This is a genomic window from Vibrio sp. 10N.286.49.B3 (genome assembly GCF_002873395.1).
Classification (GTDB): domain Bacteria; phylum Pseudomonadota; class Gammaproteobacteria; order Enterobacterales; family Vibrionaceae; genus Vibrio.
In genome coordinates this window covers 157106-173707 of sequence record NZ_MCUV01000024.1, presented here as the reverse complement: position 1 = coordinate 173707, position 16602 = coordinate 157106, and the positions used below count along the sequence as shown (strand labels likewise).

Sequence of the window (16602 nt, the reverse complement as noted above, 5' to 3'; positions counted from 1 at the left end):
AATTAACTAAACGAGGTGATTACCACCACGCTTCAAACATTGCACCAAATGAAGCGGTATCAAACGTTTCCGCTTTTTTACCTGCACCTTTCACTTCTTTATCACCAACCGTTGCGTAGAAGCGAACCATTGGGCGACTCCACGGTAAGCCACCTAGTGAAACATTTTGTGATAGCGTTACTTTCCAAGCATTTTCTTCACTATCATCATCAAAATCGACCATACCGTAGCCAGCTTCTAACCAAGTAGAATGCACATCATCCCATTGGTATTGTGGGCGTACGATAACGGCATATTCACTATTATCAGTAAAATCTGTAGCATCTGATGAGTTATCTTTGTAAGAAATTAAGTAATCAATAATGAACTGATCGCTCGCTGCATAACCACCCTCAATACTGGCATAGAATGTTTGGTAATCATCTCTAAGCTCAAACACTGAGCTATCAGCATCATCACCGTATTTTAGAACAAGATTATTTGAAGATCCTAAGCCTAGCTTTGCACCGACTAACCATGCTGTATTATCGACAACCTCTGCATCCGCTTCATCAGACGCAAAACCATAGTTAGCATAAAAATCTAAATTACCAATACCAGCATTGATGCCATGCAGTTTTGCCGTGACTGCGTATCGACCGCTATCATTACCAAGCGCGCCATCTTCAGAATCAACCGCACCAACAAACCCCATGTCCAGTTGAACTCCACCAAGATTTAAGTTATTAAAACCGGCACCTTGACCATCATGAGACATCCAGAAGTAATCATTCAGACCTTGTTGTGGACGCTGGTGAAAGTCACGACCACCCCAGATGTATAGGTCTGGTTGGCTTTCAAACACATTGGTTACACCTGCGTACATTTTTTTCACGTTTACGCCGCCAGATGAACCCCACTGATCATTATTCCAGTCATCCACCATGAACGCTAAATTCCATTTTGCCCCATTGTCTGCTTGAAAAATTTTGCCGAACTGAATTTCTCCACCGTTAGCTTCATTACCTAAACGACCAACCGAACGTCCCGTTGTACCGACTTCAACATAACGGTTATCACCAGAAGCATAATGAGCACCATAACGTGCGTAGCCAGAGAAAATAACACCGTCAGGTACTGGCGTTTCTGGTGTTAGTACCGCTTGCTGTTGATCATCGGTGTAATTAAGCACTGCCGTTTTCGCTTCTAATTCTTGAATTCGTTGTTCTAACGCTGCCATATCAGCATCAGCAGCAAAAGCAGATACCGATCCTAGTGAAGCAGCAATCGCAAGAGTCATTGGTAAGCATTTAAATTTTTTCATTTTATTTCCCTATTGGTGTTCTTATGTTTTTTGTTGTTGTAAATATATTAAGCAATGAAACCTATGAAAATTACGTTTTGGCTCACACGTAGCACTAGAAGCCATACTCATGAAACATGATAAAAATACGTGACGACATTTTATCCATTTAAAAACAGCAACTTAATATCAAAAAAGTCACCCACCATTCACTCATTGACAATTTCATTTCATGATATTTATCAGGTTCAGTCACGTAAATCCCCTGTCATAATTGATAATTATCCATATCATTTATGTAATATTTCACAATTATGAAAACTTTCATAAATGTAACGAAATATAAAGAACGAAAAGCTAGCGATAATAGTGATGACTGTCACTATTTATATAAAGAAAGTGAACTAACTAGAAACTAAGAAATATATCTACTGCCTTTTACTTAACTAATTAACTAGTGAGCCATGAAATAAAAATAGCGTTATTTCATGGAATAATTTTCTTTGTGAGCTGTTATTTAATTCCTTACATTAGGCTTGATTGCAGTACCAAGCGACATAATATAAGGAATAAATACAGTGCCTTCCTTTAAAACACTTAATATAAATTGATATTTTTATATTTATTCGTTTAACCCATGCCTATTAAAGTGACACTTTTTTTAGACATAATCACGAAAGCGCTTTCAACAATAGATGAGATAATATTTATGACTTTAAAACCGCTTAACCAAGATGTAGAAGGTACGTTTGTTGATTTGAATGGTGAACGTTATTACAAGATTTCTAACGTAGACCAAATGAATCCATTTTTTATCAGCGTGGTGTCTGCTAGTGATCACTGGCTATTTATTTCTTCAACAGGAAGTTTGTCTGCGGGAAGAATCCGCCCTGAAAATGCCCTTTTTCCTTATAAATCGGTTGATCATATCCACGAGAGTGCTGACAACACAGGTTCAAAGACCATTATTCGTGTGCATAAAGAGTTAGGTTCTGCATTATGGGAACCTTTCAATCACCACCATGATGGGCTCTACTCTATTCAGAGAAACATCTATAAAAATACCATTGGCGACAAGCTTATGTTTGAAGAGCTCAATCACTCCTTACAGCTTAAATTTGAATACAGCTGGAACACCAGTGAAGAGTTTGGCTTTATCCGTCATGCCCAAGTTACCAATTTATCCGCTGACGCTGTTGATTTTGACCTAATTGATGGCATACAAAATATCCTTCCTTCTGGCGCTCCTTTAAGTGCATTACAAACACGCAGTGCACTTGTTGATGCTTATAAATGGAATGAACAAGTTGCAGACTCATCGCTTGCTCTCTATACCATGTACGCTAAATTAAGTGATCGCGCTGAGCCAGCTGAATCACTTTTGGCTACCACTGTGTTTAGCTTAGAGAGTGATAAAAACCATGACATTTTATTAAGCAGCCAACAGTTATCAGCATTTCGCAAAGGGCATACGACCTGTCGTGAGTCGGTGACAAAAGGGGTACGTGGAAGCTACTTTATTAAAAAATCCCTGACGCTTGCCGCTCACTCTAGTCAAGATTGGACAATCATTGCTGATATCGATAAAGATCATAACGCAATCAGTAAACTTAAAGACGTTCTTGCTGACTGCAATGATCTAAGCTCTGGCAATTTAAAGACACTAGTACAGCAAAGCATTGATAATAATCAGCAAGATCTCATGTCGTTAATGTCTGGAGCCGATGCATGGCAATTAACGGCGGAAGAATCCACCAGCGTTCACCACTATGCAAACGTATTGTTTAATAACATGCGTGGTGGCGTGGTAGAAAATAACTATCAGCTTGATAAAAACGATGTCCTTAAAACACTACTTAATACCAATAAAGTGATCTTTAAGGAATATGCTGAATTATTTGCTGATCTGCCAGAAACCTTCACGCATTCGCAGTTAATAGAAGTTGTCGCCTTAACCAACAATAAGCAACTCATTCGATTATGTTACGAGTACTTGCCGCTCACTTTTGGTCGTCGTCATGGAGATCCGAGTCGACCTTGGAACCATTATGAAATCAAATTGAAGGGTGACAATGGTGATCGACTGTTGTCGTACCAAGGGAACTGGCGAGATATTTTCCAAAACTGGGAAGCCATCGCTTTAAGCTACCCTGAATTTATTCCTTCTTTCTTAGCTAAATTTGTTAATGCTTCAACCATGGATGGCTATAACCCGTATCGGATTACCAAAGAAGGGATTGATTGGGAGTTACTGGAAGCCGATGATCCGTGGAGTAATATTGGCTACTGGGGCGATCATCAAATCATCTATTTACTTAAATTTTTAGAGCTGGCTGACAAATACCAACACAATGACCTTATGGCTTTATTAGAAAAGGATATTTTCAGCTATGCCAATGTGCCTTATAAACTATGCAGTGTTGATAAACTCTTTGAAAACCCAAAAGATACGGTGACTTTCAATCATCAATTACAAGCAGTGATTGAAGGTAAGGTGGCGAAGATAGGTAGTGATGGACGATTAGTTTTAGATGCTAACGATCAAGTTTATATGGTCAACTTGATGGAAAAAATCTTAGTTCCTCTACTCGCCAAACTCAGTAATTTCGTTATTGATGGGGGTATTTGGCTTAATACACAACGCCCAGAATGGAACGATGCCAATAATGCGATTGTTGGTAATGGTTTATCCATGGTAACGCTATACTATATTCGTCGCTACTTAGCCTTTCTGACTCAACTTATCAAAAACGCACCATCAACATTTATACTTTCGAATGAAGTTAGTGAATGGATGTTATCGGTAAGCGATATCTTAATCCGTTGTTCGCAAGATCTCGCACATCAGACAATGACAGGTCAAGCACGTAAAACAACACTGTCTTCACTGGAAGTTGCTGCTGAAAAGTATCGTCGTACCATCTATCAAAACAATGGATTTTCAGGAAAGATTGAAATACAAACCAATGAGATAGAAAAACTACTCTCTGCGAGTCTCGCTATTATTGATGTCAGTATTGAAAGAAACTATCGAGAAGATGGGCTTTTTAATGCTTATAATATTTTATCTTATACTGATAACTCTGTTACGGTTGAGGCGCTTTATCCAATGCTTGAAGGGCAAGTTGCTGTATTAAGTTCTGGTTATTTAACACCATCTCAAGCTGTCAATTTATTAGATAAATTATTCTCTAGTGAGATGTATCGAGATGATCAAAAAAGCTTCATGCTCTACCCTGAACGAAAACTAAAACACTTTATCGATAAAAACAGCATTCCAGCGCCGCTATTCCAACAGCATGATATCTTGCAAAAAATGTTAGCGGAAAATGACACGCGAATCATCAATCAAGACAGCCATAATCATTATCACTTCAATGCCCAATTTGAGAATAATGGCTATTTAATGGCAGCGATCGAGCAAGTTAAAATCGATTATCCGCAAGTTGATCACGAACAATGGCAACAAATCGCAGACTTATACGAACAAACCTTTGATCATAAATCATTTACTGGTCGTTCAGGTACCATGTTTGGCTACGAAGGTCTCGGTTGTATTTATTGGCATATGGTCTCAAAGCTATTACTCGCCGTACAAGAAAACTATCAGATGGCTTGGCAACAAGATGCCAATAGTAATGAAACGAAACAGTTAGCGAACTATTACTATCGCGTGCGTGAAGGTATTGGATTTAATAAAACCCCATTAGAGTATGGAGCCTTCCCGACCGATCCTTACTCTCATACCCCGAAACATGCCGGCGCACAACAACCTGGGATGACAGGACAGGTCAAAGAGGAAGTTATTACACGCTTTGGTGAGTTGGGATTGGAAGTGGAAATGGGCGCAATTAATATCAAGCCGACACTCTTACATCGCGCTGAATTTTTAACGACTTCAAGCCAATTCAAATACCAAGATATTCAAAATAAAGTGTGCAGCTTAACCATTGCACAAAATGAATTGGCTTTCACTTACTGCCAAGTGCCTTTTGTTTATCAGTTATGCGAGGATGCACCAGCGCAAATCCAACTGCATATGAAAAAAGGTAACATCATCACATTCGATGAACTGACTATTCCAGCACAACAAGCTCACTACTTATACTCACGTACTGGGCTTATCGAGAAAGTCACCGTCTCTCTTACCAGCATGAATCTACTTCAAGTTAAGCACTAACTGATCAAAGTAAACGAAATATAACGAAAAAGGATTGGTATTACGCCAATCCTTTTTTATCACATTTTTTCACTCATCAACCGTGGAGTTTTAGGGTGACGACTTTAAAATAGCCGTTCATTTAAAATAGCCGTTCAAATGGTAGATAAACCAGATTGAGAATAATAACCACCGCCATACTAACAAAGGTTAATATCATGCCTTGTACTCGGAAGTTAAAGCGACCTTTTAAAATGCCGATAGCGTGAATAATACGCGCAGCCAGAAAGCTTAAACCAACAAGGTGGATCAGCCAAATATTGGCACTGTTATACTCTAGTAAAGCCATAAGGATCAGTGTAATGGGGATGTAATCAACGGCATTACCATGTGCACTTCTGGCAATTTGCAGCGCATCAACCCCTCCATCTGCATAAGCGACTTTTGCTAATCGACGCTGTTTAATCACTTGAATAGAGAGCCACAACATTAATAAGGCTAAGAGAGAGGCGTACAGTGCTGTGATCATAAAGGTATCCATAAAAGATAAGGTTATCTTCAGTGTAGATAACCTTATTCAAAGCGAGTAAATTAAGTTTTATAATATGATGTATGTATCAAAACTACAGCTTAACTATTAACTTACCTTGGTTTGCGCCCGTTAAAAGAAGATTCAACCCATCCATTGAACTCTCTAGTCCTTCTAAAATATGGCTACGATAGTGAACCTTACCCTGCATAACATATGGCGTTAATTTACTAAGTAGTGCTGGAGCATCACCTAAATGATCTGGCATAGCAAAGCCTTGAACGGTAATACGTTTTTTAATCAAGTTAATCCAGTTTGGACCTGGTGCTGGAGTTTCTGCCGTGTAATCTGCAATCATTCCACATACGACAATACGACCAAAAGTATTCATGCGATTAAAGATAGCATGCTGAATTGGACCACCCGTATTTTCAAAAAACAGATCAACGCCATTCGGAGTTAACTCAATTAACTGCTGCTCTAAGTTGTCTGATTTATAGTTAATCGCCCCGTCAAAACCAAGAGTGTTAACAATCCAGTCAGCTTTTTCATCACTACCTACAACACCAATCACACACAAGCCTTCTGCTTTAGCTAACTGACCCACTATCGAACCAACAGACCCAGCAGCGCCAGTCACGACAAGAGTTTCTCCTTTTTTAGGATGACCTACATTAAATAGACCTTGCGTAGCCGTTAAACCCGGCAGCGCAAAAACTGACAATGCCATTTCTGCACCAATCGTTGGTTCAATTTTATTTAAACCGCGCCCGGTAGAGAGCAGATACTCGGTCCAACCCATCATTCCTAGCACTTTATCACCCACTGAAAAATCTGGATGATTAGATTCAACGACTTCACCATAACCGCTTGAACGCATTACCGAACCTAAATCAACTGGCGGTATATAACTATTCGTATCAGGGCTCATCCAACCAAGCATGGCAGGATCCAATGACATATGAGTTTGTTTAATCAATACCTGCCCTGGACCTGCGCTAGGAATCGGTTTTTCAACTACTTCAAATAGATGTGGACCAATTGGGTTATTATCAGGACGTTGGGCTAATAAGATTTCAGTGTAATGGCTCATGTTTATTTCCTTATTTAGGATTCATCGCTTCTGGAGATGTATTGATTATTACCTATTAATTACATTGTATATAGGCGATAAAATGCTAATCTCTATTGTCTAAAAAGCAATGATGAGCATATTATGGATCAATTAAAAGCGCTGAAGTACTTTGTAGCAACGGCGGAAGCTGGCAACTTTACTGCTGCAGCAAAACATTTTAATGTCCCTGCATCTTCGATATCTCGCCGTATTGCAGATTTAGAAGCCAGTTTGGGTGCTCAGTTACTCACACGAACAACAAGAACGGTGATTGTAACTGAGGTCGGTAAACAGTATTTACAGCAAGTGAACGCTATCCTTTCTCAGCTAGAGCAATCGAATCAAGCTGTGCGTAATTATCAAACCACCCCGACCGGAACATTAAAAATTAGTACGATGGTTGGTTTCGGTGAGCAAATTCTCATGCCTATTCTTGATGAGTTTTCAACCTACTACCCTGAAGTGTTATTGGATATTGTCTTTAGTGATGAGTTGTCTAAATTAGATCGAGATGATGTGGATATTGCTATTCGTGGCGGGTTTGCACCTGATGAGCGAATCATTGCCATTCACCTGATGGATAATCATTTTATTGCTGCAGCAGCACCTAAATATTTAGAAAGTGCAGGCACTCCTCTCAGCACTCGCGAACTAAAGCAGCATAGAGGGCTCTATTTCAAGACGCCTTTTGGTCCGACACCATGGTTAAGTGAGATTGATGGTCAGTGGCAAAATGTGTCAGCGCCGAGTGTATTAACAACCAATAATGGACCATGGCTAACCAACAAAGCCATCAATGGTGAAGGGATAATTTTGATGCCTCGCTGGGTGCTACAACCCTACTTTACGCGTGGAGAGTTAGTTGAACTCGACTTTCCAGAGCCGCTTGCGGTAACTCAAGGGCAGAATATGGCGGTTTATATGCTATATCAGAAGCTTAGCTATGCGACCCCAAAAGTGAAAGCTGCCGTGGACTTTATTACAGCACGAATCAAAGGGTAATTTGAAGCTGTTAAGTTACGCTACTATAATATAATAAATTTAGACCAGCTTACTTAAAATGAAAACTGTACTAAATCAAAATAAAATAAATTCACTTATTTACGCTGAATAGTGTAAGTTAATAACTACTGGTTGTTCATCACACTAATAAGCAAGAGAATATAACTTGGATCTTAATCTTCTTACTACTTTTTTAGCGGTATACAAGCATAGTTCGATTACTGCGGCATCAGAGCAACTCGATTTAACTCAGCCTGCGGTTAGCGCTGCAATTAAGCGGCTAGAGACGGTGGTTGGAAAAACATTATTTGTTCGCGAAGGTCGTGGTATCGCCCCTACCGGAGCAGCTGTTTCACTGGCTAATAAGATAGAAGACCCATTAAATGTTATTACTACACTTGAGCAGCAAACCAATAACCTTAATATCTACTGCACCGAAAGTTTACTTCACTTGATTAGTGATATTGATAACGTAAATTTTAGTGAGGCCCCACTACAGGAGAATGAACTTTTCGATGCGTTAATTTCTCAAAAAGTTGATATTGTTATTGATGTAATCTCGAGCAAAAAACACACTTTAATCGAAGAGGTTCTATTTACCGATGAAGCCGTTTGCCTCACACGAATCGAGCACCCAAGAATTAAAGAGCAACTAACACAAGAAGCTTATTTTCAAGAAGAACATATTGCACTGAAAATAAAAAGAGCAGATATGAACACCGTTGAGTTCCTATCTGATGCAGACCTACCACCACGTAAAATAAAGATAGAAACAAGTTCTATTGCCAGTATGTTAATGCTAGCAAGTAGTACTAACTACATCGCCTCTTCAACTCGTTCCTTAGCGGAAAAGCTCGCACCACAATTAGACTTGAAAATTCATTCAATACCACTTCCACTTCACCCTATAAAATTTAGAATGCTGTACCATCGACGTTATGCTAAGGATGAACAGCACCTTAAAGTACGTGAACTGATCAAGAAAACTCTAATTAAGCATAAATGAAATTTATATTTAAACTCTATTTGAGCTTATTAATATAAACTAATTTTAAGTTCATAATCTCCAGCAACTACAAGAGTTACTTACTGGAGATACTTATGAAAAACATCTACTTACTACCTTTATCACTTTCACTTCTTAGCAGCGCAGCTTCAGCGAATTCAGCACAAGTCTATATCGAGCAAAATGTAGCTTCTAATGCTGCAGACGCAGGGATCTATTCAACTGAAGCAGGTGCATACCTTAATGCCTCTGAAAATGGTCAAGTTTATATTGGTTTCGATGATCAAGGTTGGCTAGCTGCAGGTTATGGTCATAACTTTCATGTTAGTGATGCATGGACTTTTAATTTGTACGGTGAGTTAGGCAAGTGGGAAACAGGTGAAGAAATGCTAATTGAAGGTACCATTGATTACAAAGTCAGCAATAGCTTTAATGTCTTTGGTGGTGTGGGTTATAACCAATCTAGCCAAACCTTAGAGCATTTAAGTGATACGACCATTAACACCAATACTTTTCTCGCTGGTGCACAATACACGTTAGGTAACTGGATACTTGATTACCAATACACTCATGAAAGCAGTGATGGCTCTGATGGGTATATTCGTACAGATGCAGGGCAAGTTCTATTCACCCAAGGATCCTATCGCACCAATGAGCATGAAGTCGTACTTTCAACCCAAATTGATGATTGGACCCCATATGTCAAATACACCTACTTTAACACTCAAGAAGGTGAGTTAACCATTACAGGACCTGAAGATTCAACAACAATGTCTGCTATTGATAACGATCATATCGTGACCTTAGGTCTGTCTTACCACTTCTAATTTATTCTCGATTTAAAATGGCAAACGGACTTGCCCATTTATCATTAAGGGTGCTTTAGTGAAAAGAAAATCAATTCGAAACAAACTTATTAATATTAGCGCAGGAGTCGCGGTGGTTTTATTCGCCGCCATTCCTACCTATGCTAACGCTCATACTTTAGTATTCGACCACACTCGATACGATGCTAATGAATTTAACCAAAATCAGCAAGAGTGTGCTCAACTGATGAATCATGTCGGTCAAAATGAAGGTACTGGCGCTATAGAACAAGGAGTTAAACGAGGGGCACGAGGAGCAACTGTAGGTGCTATTGCTGGCAGTATATCTGGGAACTCTGGTAGTAGTGCTGCCAAAAAAGGCGCTGCAGTCGGGACAACTGTTGGGATGCTATCAGGTAAAGGCTCTCAACAAGCGGCTGAGGCAACAAACCAAAAAGAGCGCAATGATTTAATGAGAAACTGCATGCAAGACAGAGGGTATAGTGCGTTAAACTAAGTAGTCTTTCAAACTTCTTACCGCAAATAACGCAATCCCTTACCCGAAAAGAAACAAATCTACTTATAATAAATCTATGGCTCCATCCCTTTATTGAACTGATACATCAATTTCATTTATATAACAACTTGAGTTGAGTTCATTTATTTCACGTATGTATTGCCATATATTATTGATGTCGACAAGGAACCGATACCTTACTTATGTAGAGGTCTATTCGATGGACTATTCAATCAACATTTTGGTAATCATAAATGAAAGCAGATAAACAGTCTCAATTAGCGCCCTCTATAAAGCAAAATAGATGGCTCAATAAGGTGAAGTATTGGGTCATGAAGTGTATAAAAGGTATCGTAATACTGACCTCTTTCTTATTACTTAGCCATCTATTCTCTCTTCTATCGACAATAAATGGCACAGAAATCCCAGAATCTTACTTCAGTAATGGCCTACCTAGTATTATTGGATTATTTGACTCTGAATTTTTTATGGGCCTTATTTTTGTTATTACTGTAACGGTTTGTAGTTACGTTATTTACCTATTGTGGCAACTGCATGAAATCGCAGTTCATAGAAGTGAAAAAATTAAAAGTCATCAAGCTAACTTAGTTTTTTCTCTTTCTTTGTGTGGATTATTTATTAATAAGGGTTGGTGGGTGCTCGCAGTCATAATTGCATTCACTAACTGGATTTCCATTAGTAATACATTGAGCTCTATTATTAGAAATGGACTAACCACCCAAAATGATAGCCACAAATTAAAGAAGTTAATTGACCGTCAGTTAGTACCAAACAAAAATAATATTGGAGAATAAATAATGAAAGAAATAATGATCCCATATATTTTCATTGTATGGTTATTAGTCAAGATGGGGATAATTCAATGGACACTACGTAATGCTGTAATTAGCGTGAGCATTGGTGCAGCTATTGCTTTCCTATTATTTACAGCTCATAGGTTTTGGTCACCTGCTGATTTAACTGATAGTTCAACAGTAAAAGCTCCACATGCTGTTTTAAGCCCATTAGCAGGCCAGCAAATTAAAGATGTCTATGTCAAACATAACCAAAGTGTAAAGAAAGGTGATGTCATTTATACATTAGAATCGGAAGATACCGATGAAGAGATTAATAGTTTAACTGCTAATTTAAATGCTATACATCACAAAACTGAAAGTATTCTAAAGCAAATTGTACTGGATAAAAAAAATCATAATAGATTAATACAGTTAGAGCAATTTAGTGCTGAAAAAGAGAAAGATGATTTACTTGTTCGTATCGAAAGAGGTGAATCAGAGCTTCTAGCTGCAGAGGCTGAAGCGAAGGCAACTCAAGCCAAAATAAACCAACTAGAGTGGCTAAATACAAGAAATACCGTTACAGCACCGTTTGATGGGATCGTTGGTGTTGTAAATATTGCTGAAGGGTCTAGATTGGGGAATTTATTTTTATATGACACAAGTAAAAAGTTTGTTGAAATGCGAGTGAGTGATCAAACATTCCGTCATATTGAGAAAGGACAATTTTCTGAGTTTTATGTCGACTCGCACCCAGGTGAAATATTCAGAGGAAGAGTAAATAGTATTACGTCGAATACTGGGGAAGCAGAAATAGCAGCACGTGGTAGCACGCAATCTGTTCGTCAGCATGTCAGTCAAAATACTAGTTCGCATGGCCGTACAGTTATCATCGAGTTTGATGAACCCGAAGGATACGACATACCTTTAGGTGCGACTGGTTCAGCATGGATATCAGCGAAGAAGCCACTGCCAGGGTTGAGCTTTATGGATATAATTGGTGGAGGGACTGTGAGATTAAAATCATTAAAAGCTTATTTTAGCGCACTTTAAAACATTTTTACGTCCTCTGCCTAATACAACTTAGACAGAGGATAATTATTTATTCCTGACCGTCAGGCGTAATAAATGTTGCTTCAATTTTCGCTAATTCTTCTTGTTCTTTAAGTCTGATTTCTTCCTGACGAGCAATTTTTCGTGCTTGCAGTTCTTTCTTTTCTGATTTAGTTAAGAACTTCACTGCTTTTTTAGTTGCTAGTGCATAAGCAATAACATCTTCACCTTTTTCTCTACGCTCAGTCACACGCTGTGAAAAACGTTCATCATCACGTGCTTTACGCTCTACAGCAGTTAATTTGCTCATATCTCATATCCTCATTAATTAATCATGTTAGGGTTTCACTATGCTCAGTAAAACAAATGAGATGTACTGCACATTCATATCGCTGATAAGCTATTTTAACATAAATTAGAACACTATCCTTGCCTTCGCTATTTTTAAATCAATCAAGATGAAATGATCGACACGCTAGCTATACCTGAGAAATAGAATAAGCGTTTCGACCATTATTTTTTACATGGTATAAATTATCATCAGCAAGTTTTATCAAATCTACGTCATGATCTAAGGTAGTAATTCCACCAATACTTACGGTTAAAAAAGGCGTTATCGGGTGAGGTATTTTTTGCTCTCTTATTGCATCTAGGATACCTTGACTTAAAGTTGTTAATCCTAAATGGTCTGTATCAGGTAGTAATACAATAAACTCTTCTCCACCATAACGGGCAATAATATCAGTATCACGCCGTATACAATTTCTTAAAATATCTGACACTTTAATTAAATACTCATCACCAACCTGGTGACCTTTATTATCATTTATTAATTTAAAGTAATCAATATCGATGATAAGCAAGCTCAATGGTGATTGGGTTCGAGCCAAGCGTCCAAGTTCATGATTAAAACATTTTTTAAAATGATACCGATTAAACAATCCTGTCAAACTGTCTCGATTTGCTACTTCACTTAAATGGCTATTCTTTGACTGTGCATCTAATCCTTGTATTGCTATTTGCTGGTTCTCTTTCCAAAGCTTATGCTGATAGAGAAATGTGTTCTTTCTAGAGTGGTAGTGATCTATTCCCAAATACAGTAGCCATATATAAATACAAATAATGGATAAAACCGCCTTCATGTGAAACTCCACACTCACATGTAAAGTATAAACTGTTGCTATAGCGAACAAGATATAAAAGCTCACAATAAACCATGTTTTTATTGGTGTAAGAATCATGACTTTTGCTACTAAAGAAATAGAAATGAAACTAATTGGATGCAGTGTTAACTCTGCCCTTAAGGTCGTTGCATGTATGACAGCAAGACCGCTAGCTAAAATAAATAAACAAACATAGTTTTTCGACTCACTTACTTCCCCTAAAGAAACTACAAGAAAAGTTAAGGCACAGAGACTAGGTAAAATGTAATGCAAAAATTTTTGAATAGCTTGAACTTCATGGTCCATATCCAAAATAATACTATTATCAGACCATAGGAAAATAGTAGAACCTAGTAGCATAGAGGCGACGGCAAGTGCCAATACACCTACCTGGATTTTATAAGTATTACTTTTTTCAGCTCGATAGTGAAACTGCCTAATATGGCTTTTTATTGAATAGTTAATATTACGGTATTGTATCAATCTATCACTCCATTAATGCATTTTGAAGAAACAAAAGTACTTACGTCTTATCTGTTTTAAACAGCTACAACAATCGTTACATCTGCTGATGATTATATAACTAGTTTAGCAGTCGAAAAGGACAGTGTCGTTTTTTTGCACTATGCTAGATTGATAATCATTTACATTCAAAAGGGATACTATGAACAATAAGCTCATCATTATCATCTATGCATTCATTGTGAGCATCACTAGTACTGCTTCACTGGCATCGGATGAACTTGAACCCTTATATACCGACCCATGGTCTTTAACCTATGAGGATCTTATTGTCGATATACAAGGCTATAAAGTGCCAAGCCTAGTCGCGTTCAAAGGGTGGGCTTTACTGAATAAAAATGAAAAAAGGTTGATAGAAATTAAAGAGCAATTTTTAGCAGCTGGTATTAAAGAAACAATGCCTCTGTATTTAGTGCTTTTACAAGGAACAGACTGGACGCATACGAAAAGTACCTTATTCACTCTTCCCGATGATAAGAACATACCAAAGATGATCAATACAATTCGCTTTATACAGACTTATATTGAGCCAGAAATAGGCTTAGTGATACCTGTCTCTGGAGAACGAACGGCTGAATATAATCAAGAGGCAGGAGGTGCTTCGCAGAGTAAACACCTCTCCTTTTGTGCTTTAGATGTGGTTCCTAAAGACTCAATTGACCGCACGGTATTGCATGAAAAACTGTTACATATTTTCAATACGGTTGGTAAAAAATATAATGTCGGTCTTGGCTTATACTCTGGCGTCCGTTTTCATATTGATACGTGCGGCTTTCGTCAGTGGTAATTTTACTTATCAAAAAGTAAGTAACGCGCCCTTCCGCTAACCTTTAAAACAAATATCGGCCCAACGAGCAAGCCCTGCAGTAACAGAACCAAAGTAGTTGCCACTAACTATTGGTGTATTTGGAAGTTGAGACTGTACGGCTTGCCTTAAGATAGGTGAACGTGCTGAACCACCCGTCATAAAGATAGCATCCGCTTTTTTATCCGATTGTAAAATGGCTTCTTGAACTAAGTTAACCATTTTATTTTTCGGTGTTGCTATCGCTTCAACCATTTGCTGCATATCTATATCGACTTCTATCACATCAGAAAGCAGATTCATGGCTACTCGATATTGGTCATCTTTTGCCAGTGCTATTTTCGCCTCTTCCGCCTTTCTAACAATGCTATAGCCTAGTGTTTCTTGGTATACCGATAAAAGTCTATCTAGCTTTTCAGGGGATTGTGCTTCTTTACGTAATAGTTTTAAAGCTGCTAAATTTTGCTGACTATAAAACGATTTTTGTGCTTCGATATCATTGATTGCGATTGGGTTCCAAAACTGAGTTAACGGCATATCTAAGCCTGCAATTGACTGACTTCCCATGCCAAATGGAATCATTAATTGTTTGAAAGCAAGATAAATATCAAGATCATTACCACCAACACGCTGACCACTATGTGCTAATAAACTTTGACTACGGTCCGATTTATTACGCCAAGTTGGTCCCATATCAATTAAAGAGCAGTCGGTTGTACCACCACCAATATCAACCACTAGAATCGTTTTGTCTTCTTGAAGAGTGCTTTCATACTCTAGACCAGCGGCGACAGGTTCAAATTGAAATTCAATATTTTTATAACCTGCTCTTTTTGCAGCCTGAGTCAAAATTTTCTCAGCTTGTTGGTTAGCTACCTCACCACCACGACCATGAAAGTTAACAGGGCGACCGATAACCGCTTGAGTGATATATTGTTGAGTTGACTGCTCTGCTTGGTGCTTGATATTTACCATCATGGCGCAGACTAAATCTTCAAAGAAGCTAATTTGAACATCGTGTAAGCCACTTGCACCTAAAAAAGATTTTGGTGATTTTACGTAGTAGGTATCTCTAGGATCAGCCAAATATTGATCGAGTGCGGTTTGACCAAAGCTCATATCAGCAATCGATAGGTCGTCTAATCCTTCATCTCGATTTAATGCCACGGCTCGACGCAACACTTGCTCGCCAACCACATCTGTGGGCTTGATTTTGTAGTGTCTGAATAATAGCTCTGATACCGACTCTCGGGTTGGAGCTGCAAGCGTAGAAGGAATATATTGGTTATCATGCTCCAATGGTAATAGTTTAGGCTCTCCATCAACGATACTTGCTACTGAGCAGTTTGCCGTTCCATAATCAAAACCAATATACATAATAACCTCAAGAAGTAAAAAAGCCTGCAATCCTATCCTAATAGCTCACAAAATTACACCTTGTTTTCATATTGAAAGCTGCTAAATTCATCATTTAAGTCTATAAATGTAGGGAAATGACCATGCGTTCACCTTGTATCGGCGTGTGTAAAAATAATGGCGGAATTTGCTCTGGCTGTCATCGAACGGTCAATGAAATTATCGGCTGGGCATCATACAGCGACGAGCAAAGAAGCTTAATTATGGCAGCACTAAATGGTGAGAATACAACCCACCAATGTCCTCAATGCCATAGTAATGCCCAATGTGATATCAGTGCAGGGAAGGAAACTTGTTGGTGTTTTGAGTTGGATAAGAGGTCAACGGAAGATCTTCCCGCGGATATAAAACAAGCAAATTTATGTTTATGCCGCTCCTGCTTAGAGCAGCATAATCATTAAAGACAAGGTAAAAGCTAGCTCACTATAATG

15 protein-coding genes are annotated in these 16602 nt (G+C 38.4%); 9 read left to right on the top strand and 6 right to left on the bottom strand.

The genetic code is table 11. The annotated features are described in order from the left end of the window. Window positions 1-19: 19 nt before the first annotated feature. Complete coding sequence (locus BCU68_RS09365) at window positions 20-1303, bottom strand: carbohydrate porin (protein WP_102564507.1); 1284 nt, start codon at window positions 1301-1303, stop codon at window positions 20-22. A 688-nt stretch (window positions 1304-1991) separates the two neighbouring features. On the opposite strand from BCU68_RS09365, the gene BCU68_RS09360 reads away from it, so the two are divergent. Beyond that, window positions 1992-5462 (top strand): hypothetical protein, encoded by a 3471-nt coding sequence (locus BCU68_RS09360; RefSeq protein WP_102564506.1) that lies wholly within the window; start codon window positions 1992-1994, stop codon window positions 5460-5462. Between the two features lie 121 nt (window positions 5463-5583). Here the strand turns inward: BCU68_RS09360 and BCU68_RS09355 are convergent, their stop codons facing one another. Both BCU68_RS09355 and BCU68_RS09350 read right to left on the bottom strand, forming a co-directional pair. Next, window positions 5584-5970 carry an MAPEG family protein gene (locus tag BCU68_RS09355; RefSeq protein ID WP_102564505.1) on the bottom strand — a complete coding sequence of 129 codons (387 nt, stop codon included), beginning with the start codon at window positions 5968-5970 and terminating at the stop codon, window positions 5584-5586. A gap of 94 nt (window positions 5971-6064) precedes the next feature. Continuing rightward, the gene (locus BCU68_RS09350; protein ID WP_102564504.1) at window positions 6065-7063 is read right to left on the bottom strand and encodes an NADP-dependent oxidoreductase; all 999 of its coding nucleotides are present in this window, start codon (window positions 7061-7063) and stop codon (window positions 6065-6067) included. Between the two features lie 123 nt (window positions 7064-7186). Here BCU68_RS09350 and BCU68_RS09345 point away from each other — a divergent pair, with 123 nt between their 5' ends. From BCU68_RS09345 to BCU68_RS09320, 6 genes are all read left to right on the top strand, one after another. Further along, window positions 7187-8086 (top strand): LysR family transcriptional regulator, encoded by a 900-nt coding sequence (locus tag BCU68_RS09345; protein ID WP_102564503.1) that lies wholly within the window; start codon window positions 7187-7189, stop codon window positions 8084-8086. Between the two features lie 166 nt (window positions 8087-8252). After that, on the top strand, window positions 8253-9092 hold the full coding sequence (locus BCU68_RS09340; protein ID WP_102564502.1) for a LysR family transcriptional regulator: 840 nt from the start codon (window positions 8253-8255) through the stop codon (window positions 9090-9092). Between the two features lie 95 nt (window positions 9093-9187). After that, the gene (locus BCU68_RS09335; RefSeq protein WP_102564501.1) at window positions 9188-9919 is read left to right on the top strand and encodes a hypothetical protein; all 732 of its coding nucleotides are present in this window, start codon (window positions 9188-9190) and stop codon (window positions 9917-9919) included. 58 nt (window positions 9920-9977) lie between these two features. Then, window positions 9978-10415, top strand: a complete 438-nt coding sequence (locus BCU68_RS09330) for a glycine zipper family protein (protein ID WP_102564500.1) — start codon at window positions 9978-9980, stop codon at window positions 10413-10415. A gap of 254 nt (window positions 10416-10669) precedes the next feature. Then, window positions 10670-11230 (top strand): magnesium transporter, encoded by a 561-nt coding sequence (locus BCU68_RS09325; protein ID WP_241901328.1) that lies wholly within the window; start codon window positions 10670-10672, stop codon window positions 11228-11230. A gap of 3 nt (window positions 11231-11233) precedes the next feature. Then, window positions 11234-12265: a biotin/lipoyl-binding protein gene (locus BCU68_RS09320; RefSeq protein ID WP_102564499.1), complete on the top strand. Its 1032-nt coding sequence runs from the start codon at window positions 11234-11236 to the stop codon at window positions 12263-12265. 49 nt (window positions 12266-12314) lie between these two features. Here the strand turns inward: BCU68_RS09320 and BCU68_RS09315 are convergent, their stop codons facing one another. Then, window positions 12315-12575, bottom strand: coding sequence for a DNA polymerase III subunit epsilon (locus tag BCU68_RS09315; RefSeq protein ID WP_102564498.1), 261 nt, complete (start codon window positions 12573-12575; stop codon window positions 12315-12317). Between the two features lie 169 nt (window positions 12576-12744). After that, the gene (locus BCU68_RS09310) at window positions 12745-13911 is read right to left on the bottom strand and encodes a GGDEF domain-containing protein (protein WP_102564497.1); all 1167 of its coding nucleotides are present in this window, start codon (window positions 13909-13911) and stop codon (window positions 12745-12747) included. Window positions 13912-14092: 181 nt separating this feature from the next. Here BCU68_RS09310 and BCU68_RS09305 point away from each other — a divergent pair, with 181 nt between their 5' ends. Beyond that, window positions 14093-14737, top strand: a complete 645-nt coding sequence (locus BCU68_RS09305) for a D-Ala-D-Ala carboxypeptidase family metallohydrolase (protein WP_102564496.1) — start codon at window positions 14093-14095, stop codon at window positions 14735-14737. Between the two features lie 36 nt (window positions 14738-14773). Here BCU68_RS09305 and yegD read toward each other — a convergent pair whose 3' ends face one another. After that, window positions 14774-16132, bottom strand: a complete 1359-nt coding sequence (yegD, locus tag BCU68_RS09300; RefSeq protein WP_102564495.1) for a molecular chaperone — start codon at window positions 16130-16132, stop codon at window positions 14774-14776. 122 nt (window positions 16133-16254) lie between these two features. Between yegD and BCU68_RS09295 the strand changes: the two genes are divergently transcribed. After that, a complete protein-coding gene (locus tag BCU68_RS09295; protein WP_102564494.1) occupies window positions 16255-16572 on the top strand; it encodes a cysteine-rich CWC family protein in 318 nt (105 codons plus the stop codon). The last annotated feature ends 30 nt before the right edge of the window (window positions 16573-16602 follow it).

Excerpts from the sequence above, each read along its gene's own strand:
- BCU68_RS09365 (WP_102564507.1), bottom strand. The coding sequence starts at position 1,303 with ATGAAAAAATTTAAATGCTTACCAATGACTCTTGCGATTGCTGCTTCA.
- BCU68_RS09360 (WP_102564506.1), top strand. The coding sequence starts at position 1,992 with ATGACTTTAAAACCGCTTAACCAAGATGTAGAAGGTACGTTTGTTGAT.
- BCU68_RS09355 (WP_102564505.1), bottom strand. The coding sequence starts at position 5,970 with ATGATCACAGCACTGTACGCCTCTCTCTTAGCCTTATTAATGTTGTGG.
- BCU68_RS09350 (WP_102564504.1), bottom strand. The coding sequence starts at position 7,063 with ATGAGCCATTACACTGAAATCTTATTAGCCCAACGTCCTGATAATAAC.
- BCU68_RS09345 (WP_102564503.1), top strand. The coding sequence starts at position 7,187 with ATGGATCAATTAAAAGCGCTGAAGTACTTTGTAGCAACGGCGGAAGCT.
- BCU68_RS09335 (WP_102564501.1), top strand. The coding sequence starts at position 9,188 with ATGAAAAACATCTACTTACTACCTTTATCACTTTCACTTCTTAGCAGC.
- BCU68_RS09325 (WP_241901328.1), top strand. The coding sequence starts at position 10,670 with ATGAAAGCAGATAAACAGTCTCAATTAGCGCCCTCTATAAAGCAAAAT.
- BCU68_RS09320 (WP_102564499.1), top strand. The coding sequence starts at position 11,234 with ATGAAAGAAATAATGATCCCATATATTTTCATTGTATGGTTATTAGTC.
- BCU68_RS09315 (WP_102564498.1), bottom strand. The coding sequence starts at position 12,575 with ATGAGCAAATTAACTGCTGTAGAGCGTAAAGCACGTGATGATGAACGT.
- BCU68_RS09305 (WP_102564496.1), top strand. The coding sequence starts at position 14,093 with ATGAACAATAAGCTCATCATTATCATCTATGCATTCATTGTGAGCATC.
- yegD (WP_102564495.1), bottom strand. The coding sequence starts at position 16,132 with ATGTATATTGGTTTTGATTATGGAACGGCAAACTGCTCAGTAGCAAGT.
- BCU68_RS09295 (WP_102564494.1), top strand. The coding sequence starts at position 16,255 with ATGCGTTCACCTTGTATCGGCGTGTGTAAAAATAATGGCGGAATTTGC.